The 1,045-nt window shown below is 75.1% G+C and carries 1 pseudogene; it reads left to right on the top strand.

Annotated elements, in window-relative coordinates:
- Nucleotides 1–1,045 (top strand): annotated as a pseudogene (locus tag ACJA3G_RS37525) (hypothetical protein); the annotation flags it as partial.

Genomic DNA, 1,045 nt, shown 5'->3' with positions numbered 1-1,045 from the left:
GGTGCAACGTCGTGTCGGGGCGTACGACCTTCGCCACCGGAGTCGTCTTCGCGCTGGCGGGATGCGTGCTGGTGCAGGGGCTGGCGCGGGGTGTGCCGGGGCCCGGTGGGGAGCGGCGCTCTCGGGTGAGGCTGGCGCTCGCGTGTGTGAGCAGTGCTCTCGCGACCATGGCCAGCCCGGTCGCCGGGCTCTTCCTGCTCGTGGTGGCCGCCGCGTACGGGCTGGACCGGCAGTGGGGCAAGGCCGCCGTCCTGGGCGTGCCGCCGTGCGCGGTCGTCGGCGCCACCACCCTCCTCTTCCCCTTCGAGGGCGAACAGCCCATGGCGCTCGGCAAGTTGTGGATGCCGCTCGCCGTCTGCGCCGCGCTGCTGCTCGCCGCGCCGCCCTCGCGTACCTGGCGGGCCGTGCGCCTCGGGTCGGCCGTGTACGCGGTCGGGGTCGTCCTCACATATGCCGTGGCCTCCCCCGTCGGTACCAACGTCGAGCGGCTCCTCGGGCTCGCCGGGCCGCCCGTGCTGCTCGCCGCGGTCCTCGCCCCCGGGCTCGACAAGGTCCGGCGGGTCGTGCTCGTGGCGGTCCTGCTCGTCTCCGTCAACTGGCTGCGGGACAAGACCATCGACGACATCCGGGTGTCCACCGCCACGCCCGCGTGGGCGGTGGAGACCGACGGGCTCGTCGACGAGCTGCGCCGGCTCGGCGCGGACCGGACGCGGGTGGAGGTGGTGCCCGCCCGCAACCACCGCGAGGCGGCGGTGCTCTCGGCGTACGTCGCCGACGCGCGCGGCTGGAACCGGCAGTTGGACGTGGAACGGGGGCGGCTGTTCTACGACGGGTCGTTCTCAGCGACGACGTACCGGGCGTGGCTGGACCGCTGGGCCGTCGGGTTCGTCGTGCTCCACGACGGCCTGCCGGACGGACCCGCCACGGCGGAGGCGGCGCTGGTCCGCGCGGAGCCGGAGTGGCTGGAGCGGGTGTGGGGGGACGCGCACTGGACGGTGTACCGGGTGCGCGCGGCCGTGCCTCTGGTGTCGGCGCCGGGGGTGGT

This window comes from Streptomyces sp. YS-3 (assembly GCF_045257485.1).
Lineage (GTDB): Bacteria > Actinomycetota > Actinomycetes > Streptomycetales > Streptomycetaceae > Streptomyces.
The sequence above is the reverse complement of the archived record's forward strand: the minus strand, read 5'-3'. Positions and strand labels throughout refer to the sequence as shown.